5 protein-coding genes are annotated in these 4268 nt (G+C 63.1%); 2 read left to right on the top strand and 3 right to left on the bottom strand.

Annotated elements, in window-relative coordinates; genetic code table 11:
• Nucleotides 1-129: 129 nt before the first annotated feature.
• The 3 genes from EN939_RS23090 to EN939_RS38140 form a co-directional block, all read right to left on the bottom strand.
• A complete protein-coding gene (locus tag EN939_RS23090) occupies nucleotides 130-729 on the bottom strand; it encodes a DUF922 domain-containing protein (protein ID WP_127269929.1) in 600 nt (199 codons plus the stop codon).
• A gap of 127 nt (nucleotides 730-856) precedes the next feature.
• Nucleotides 857-2536: an electron transfer flavoprotein-ubiquinone oxidoreductase gene (locus EN939_RS23085; RefSeq protein WP_127269927.1), complete on the bottom strand. Its 1680-nt coding sequence runs from the start codon at nucleotides 2534-2536 to the stop codon at nucleotides 857-859.
• Nucleotides 2537-2599: 63 nt separating this feature from the next.
• On the bottom strand, nucleotides 2600-2746 hold the full coding sequence (locus tag EN939_RS38140; protein ID WP_155930595.1) for a hypothetical protein: 147 nt from the start codon (nucleotides 2744-2746) through the stop codon (nucleotides 2600-2602).
• Between the two features lie 10 nt (nucleotides 2747-2756).
• Between EN939_RS38140 and EN939_RS23080 the strand changes: the two genes are divergently transcribed.
• Together EN939_RS23080 and EN939_RS23075 are read left to right on the top strand one after the other, a co-directional pair.
• Nucleotides 2757-3401, top strand: coding sequence for a hypothetical protein (locus EN939_RS23080; protein ID WP_127269925.1), 645 nt, complete (start codon nucleotides 2757-2759; stop codon nucleotides 3399-3401).
• Nucleotides 3402-3611: 210 nt separating this feature from the next.
• Nucleotides 3612-4268: uracil-DNA glycosylase (locus tag EN939_RS23075; RefSeq protein ID WP_164751157.1), on the top strand; the 657-nt coding region annotated here is incomplete at its 3' end.

Genomic DNA, 4268 nt, shown 5'->3' with positions numbered 1-4268 from the left:
ACACCGGCTCGGATCACCTTCCGGTCATGGTGGAGTTCTCACTCAGGCTGAACCAGCAAAAGCCGCTCGACGAACATGAAACCGCGACCGCGGCCATAAGCCAGACCGGCAAGACGCCAGGCTGAAGGATCAGGGCCTGACCAAAGCGATGACGAGATGCTGGACATGGCCGCCATCGCGATGCTCGCGCGCATCGAAAGCGAGCTGCTTGGCCTCATATGCGGCATTGGTGGCCTTGATACGTCGCTGTGCCTCGCGACGTGTTTTGTAGCAGAACCGGTCGTCGGCAATCCTGAGGCCGGAGATCGATCTTTCCGTGGCCCGCATCATCTCCCTGGCGATGCGGCCATGGGTTTCCTCATGGGCGCGGACGCCGGCGAAGAACCGCGTCCATCGCTTCCGGAGCGTCGGCGTGGTGGCCGAGGCGACACGCGGAAACGTATAAAAGAGATTGAGCGTGCCGTTGGCGCGCCGCAAGCGGCAAACGCCATTGTCCTGGCTGGTGTCAAGGTCCCAATCCACTGCGTAGCCGGTCAACGCGATGGCGTGCGTCATGAAGCCGTGCTTCGGCCCCTTGCGGTCCATAGCCTGCATCAGCGCCAGCCCCGTGTTCCCGGTGATGTCGTAGGTCCGCGTCTTGACCACCACCCTGGTGCCGGCCGAGGCCGCCGAAGCCAAACCGAACAGCGCAGCGATCGCCACAAGGCATGCCAGAACCGCCAGGCGCATTGGCCATCTCCTTATCGTCAAGGAATGGAACCATAAGCGCGCGGCAGTTTCAACAGTCCTAATGTTTCACTTGCCACGGGAGACCCGAGCCGTCGTCGGGGCTTTGCACGCTGTGGCCGGCGCGAGCCTACATGCCCTGGTAGACCGGGCCTTCTCCGCCTTGCGGCGGCACCCAGTTGATGTTCTGGTTCGGGTCCTTGATGTCGCATGTCTTGCAGTGGACGCAGTTCTGCGCGTTGATGACGAAGCGCACATCCTTGGCCGTGGGATCGGCGGCGGCATTGCCGTCCTTGTCGACCCACTCGTAAACCCCGGCCGGACAGTAACGCGTCGAGGGGCCCGCAAAGACATCGTGCTCGGACCGCTTCTGCAGTTCCATGTCGCCGACAAGCAGGTGGACCGGCTCGTTTTCCTCGTGATTGGTGTTGGACAGGAACACCGAGGACAGCCTGTCGAAGGTCAGCACGCCATCGGGCTTCGGATAGGCGATCTTCTTGTGCCGGGCGGCAGGCTCGAGCGTCGCATAGTCGGCCTTGCCATGCTTCAGCGTGCCGAAGGGCGAGACACCGAACAGCGTGTTCAGCCACATGTCGAGGCCGCCGAGGCCGACACCGACGATCGTGCCGAAGCGCGACCACAGCGGCTTGACGTTGCGCACCTTCTTCAAATCCTTGCCGATGTCGGTCGCGCGCCAGGCTTCCTCGTAGGAAGCGAGTTCGTCGTTGGCGCGCCCGGCACCGATCGCCTCTGCGACATGCTCGGCCGCCAGCATGCCGGACAGCACGGCATTGTGCGAGCCCTTGATGCGCGGCACGTTGACGAAGCCCGCCGCACATCCCATTAGCGCACCACCGGGGAAGGAGAGTTTCGGCACTGACTGCCAGCCGCCCTCGGTGATGGCGCGCGCGCCATAGCCGAGGCGCTTGGCGCCGTCGAAAGTCCCGCTGATCGCCGGATGGGTCTTGAAGCGCTGGAATTCCTCGAAGGGCGACAGCCAGGGGTTCTTGTAATTGAGGTGGAGGACGAAGCCGACCGCCACCTGATTGTCCTCGAGATGGTAGAGGAACGAGCCGCCGCCGGTCTTCAAGTCAAGCGGCCAGCCGAAGGAATGCTGGACCAGGCCCGGACGGTGGTTCTCCGGCTTGACCTGCCAGAGTTCCTTCAGGCCGATGCCGTATTTGCCCGGTTCGCGGCCATCGGAAAGCTTGTATCTGGCGATCAACTGCTTGGCGAGCGAGCCGCGAGCGCCCTCCCCGATCAGCACATATTTGCCCATCAGCGCCATGCCGGGTGCGAAACCCGGACCGTGCGTTCCGTCCTTCTCGACGCCCATGTCGCCGGTGACGACACCGGTGACGGCGCCTTGCTCATTGTAGAGCAGGCCGGCGGCGGCAAAGCCCGGATAGATCTCGACGCCGAGCGCTTCGGCCTTGGTCGCCAGCCAGCGGCAGACATTGCCGAGCGAGACGATGTAGTTGCCGTGATTGTTCATCAGCGGCGGCATCAGCATGTTGGGCAGGCGAAACGAGCCGGCAGGACCAAGGACGAGGAAATGGTCTGATGTGACCGGCGTCTTGAAGGGATGGCCGTCCTCATCGCGCCAGCCCGGCAAGAGCCGGTCGATGCCGATCGGATCGACAACGGCGCCGGAGAGGATATGGGCGCCGACCTCACCGCCCTTCTCCAGGACGACGACCGAAAGCTCGGGATTGACCTGCTTGAGGCGGATGGCTGCGGCGAGGCCGGCAGGGCCGGCGCCGACGATAACCACGTCGAATTCCATGCTTTCGCGTTCGATGTCGCTCATCAACCCCTCCGCACTGGCTTATCCCATTCGGGTATCTTGCTGGCTCCCGCGCTGCATAGCGCATCAATTGACGACAGGAAACCGGCGCATACGTGACAATGCCGTTTTGGCCAAAAAGTCGCGCATTGCGAGGCTGGAAGACTGCTTTTCGCCCGGCATTGCCTGCGAGGCGCGCGTTTTTAATTGTTCGACGGCTTGCTTATCGGCCATACTTCACGCCATGCGCATTCCTGGGCCAGCCGGCTTTTCATCGACGCGCTTTCTTTTCCCGCCCGGCCGGATCCGCCGGGCGCTCCTTTTGGCCCTTCTGATGCTGGCGCCGCATCACGCTGCCGCCGACGAAGTGAAGGTCTGGGCGGCTGGCGCCTACTCCTTCTCCGACGAGCTTGGCGGCTTCCACATCACCGGCGCCTCGGGCATCGGAACGAAGGACGATCCGTTCGTCATCACCGAAGAGCTGAATTCGTCAACGCCGGTGACGCTGACGATCCGCACGACAAAACCGATCCAGGCATTCGGCAAGGCCGACGAATTCGCCAACGGCATGATGTATATGCGCATCGAGGTGCTCAACAACAGCGGCCAGGCCTGGGTCGAATTCCAGTTCGAATTGCAGGAGATCCTGAATCGGCCGAGCGTGTTCGGCGACGGGCTTTCCTTCGACCAGCGCAACAAGACGCCGGACAATATCTTGTCGAGCAATTTCGCCGATTTCGATCGCGATTTCGAACCCTATGACCGGCTGCTGTTCAGGAATGGCAAGGTCGACCCGCTGAAAACCGCCAGGTTCGAATTCCTGATGACTGATTACACACCGCGATGGACGTTTTACCTCGTGCAGGATCCACGCATACCGACGGGATGAGGCGCGGATGCGGGGCGCGCTCTCCCCCCTCGAGGGGCGGCACGACCGGACGCGACTCCCCTTCGCCGACAGAGGAGGTTGACGCTCTACGCGCGACGACCCCCTCTGGCCTGCCGGCCATCTCCCCCTCAAGGAGGGAGATTGGCTGTCATCACCGCTTTCGCCAATCACAAACTTGCAAATCGTGCTCGCGCGGATGAATGTGCCGGCATGACTGCCGCTTCCCCAAACAACATACCTGACATCGCCGACTTGCTGGCCTTTTACGCCAGCGTGGGCGTCGACGAGGCGCTTGAAGACCAGCCCGTGAACCGATTCGCCGAGGTTGCGCCAAAGCCCATGGAGCGCGCGGCGGCGTCTTCGGGCGATATCGCCGCACCGCAGCGTTCGACGAATATGTCTCGCCCCGAACCAAGTGACAGATCAAGTGCGCCGCCGGTTGCGCGCCCAACGTCGGCCACCGTTCCCGACGAAGCGCAGGCGGCACTGGCTCGCCAATTGGCGACGACAGCAACGACGCTGGACGAGCTTCGCCAGCACATGGCGGCATTCGAGGGCTGCAATCTCAAGGCCACCGCCAAGAGCCTGGTGTTCGCCGACGGCAACCCGGACGCCGCCGTGATGCTGGTCGGCGAGGCACCCGGCCGCGACGAGGACATCGAGGGCCTGCCCTTCGTCGGCCGATCGGGTCGGCTGCTCGACCGCATGCTGGCGGCGATCGGGCTCGACCGTACTTCAGTCTATATCGCCAATGTCATTCCCTGGCGGCCGCCGGGCAATCGCACGCCGACGCCGCACGAAACCGAGATCTGCCGGCCGTTCATCGAGCGGCAGATCGAACTGGTCAATCCGAAGGTGCTGATCAAC

Origin of the sequence: Mesorhizobium sp. M7A.F.Ca.CA.002.05.1.1, assembly GCF_003998335.1 — a bacterium.
In the GTDB taxonomy this organism is placed as follows: domain Bacteria; phylum Pseudomonadota; class Alphaproteobacteria; order Rhizobiales; family Rhizobiaceae; genus Mesorhizobium.
This window is presented reverse-complemented; position numbering and strand designations above follow the sequence as displayed.